Here is a 1767-nt window from a genome sequence, read left to right as displayed (position 1 = left end):
ATTTCAGGCTCAAAGCTAAAACCCGTTAAAACGGGTTAATGAAGAATGATCTTAGTCATCTTTAGATGACTTTAACTCTTAGCCCGAACTTTAGTTCAGGGCTTCGGAGGCTTAAGTTGACACCAATGAGCAGGGGGAAGCAGGGGGAAGCAAGGGGAGATAGAAAAATTATTGAGATCTCGCCCTCTGCTCCCGACACCCGACACCCGACACCCGACTAAGGTTGAGGGGTGACAGAATTAGTTAAAGGTTCGGTAGATGGGGCGGGTTGGGGGTCTTGGAGGAGTAAGCGTTGTTTTTCACGAAATAGAGTCGCCGCGTCCTGAATATTTTGACGTTGTTGATTTCCTACCGCTTCATAATTAACATTAAATCGCCCTAATCGAGAATTATGGATAATATCTAACATGGTTTTCCCACTATTCTCACCACTTAGAGGGTCAGGATTATCAGAACGTTGAAACTCCTGTAATGGGTTGGCTGAAGTCGATTGAGCCAGACTTGCTGATGTTAACCCCAAAATTCCAATTCCAACAGCCACAACAGTAGAAGAGAAGAGTCTCAGACTCAATTTTAACCCCTTAAATTTCATGATCACAACCTCACGACTTCAAAAATAACTATAAAAACTTAGATTTCCTCATTGTAACTATTTTTGCGAAATATGGAAATAGACAACCCCCCTAACGTGCTAAAATTCAGCGATGTTGGGGGGATTAATCTTTAACTAAATTTTATTGTCTTAATGACTGAATTTTCAATCCAGCTTTAGGCAAATCGACGCTTTAATAGAGGCTGAATTGAAACTAATGACACCGTTGTAAACCCTAGTAAAACTAATAATGCACCGCCAAAGGTGATGGTAGCAAAGGGTGCGTGCATTACCACACTATTGAATCCCCAATCTTGATGGAGATATAAATAACGAATCGGTTCAATGGCATAACTGAGGGGGTTTAGGGAAGCAACAACTTGTAACCAAGTGGGCATAAAAGATAAAGGAGCGAGGGCGGTACTGGCAAATAAAAGCGGTAAATTAGTAACAAAAATCACCGCAATTAATTCAATATGACCGGGTAACGCAAAGGCTAATCCTAAACTTAAACCTGTTACTCCTAAGACTAATAAAAGCACAATTAGGGTAATGATACTTAATCCGGCTATTCCCGGTAATCCGGCCCCTAAAACGGTTCCTGCGGTAACAATTACACAGGTTTGAATTAAACTCAAAGCCACAATATAAATCGCTGAAGCTAAGACAATAGAAAAACGAGAGACTAAAGGCGCGACTAATAACCGATTAAGAAACCCAAATTCTCGATCAAACATGATCGGCAACCCTGCATTTAAAGCTCCAGCAAATGCCGTAAAAACAATCACTCCTGCCTCTAAAAATTGAGCATAATTTAGGGTTTCTCCAAATAATCCTTTGGGGGCATTTTGAAATAATGCTCCAAATAAAATTAACCACATTAACGGTTGAATAATTCCAGCAATTAAGGTGGAAGGACGGCGTTGTAATTGAATAAATAGCCGACGAGTTAAGGCTATTGTTTCTTGCAGGAATTCTCCGACTAAATTCGGTTGTTGATCAGCCGTTTGATGGGAAGTTGATAATTTAACGGATGTTGTTGAACTACTCATATTGTTAACGGTTAACGGTTGAGGTGTTGACTGATATAGCGCTACGCATTACAGTTAGGACATTTCTAAATCCTGAAACCCTTTCACTTCTTACTGTTCCCTGTTCCCTGTTCCCTGTTCCCT

At 40.6% G+C, this 1767-nt stretch carries 2 protein-coding genes; both read right to left on the bottom strand.

Going from position 1 to position 1767, the window contains the following annotated elements; translation table 11 throughout:
• Window positions 1-217 precede the first annotated feature (217 nt).
• Entirely contained in the window at window positions 218-592 is a 375-nt protein-coding gene (locus PL8927_RS27620; protein ID WP_083627103.1) for a hypothetical protein, read from the bottom strand.
• 176 nt (window positions 593-768) lie between these two features.
• On the bottom strand, window positions 769-1644 hold the full coding sequence (locus PL8927_RS27615) for an ABC transporter permease (protein ID WP_083627102.1): 876 nt from the start codon (window positions 1642-1644) through the stop codon (window positions 769-771).
• Window positions 1645-1767: the final 123 nt, after the last annotated feature.

Origin of the sequence: Planktothrix serta PCC 8927 (assembly GCF_900010725.2) — a bacterium.
GTDB lineage: Bacteria > Cyanobacteriota > Cyanobacteriia > Cyanobacteriales > Microcoleaceae > Planktothrix > Planktothrix serta.
This window is presented reverse-complemented; position numbering and strand designations above follow the sequence as displayed.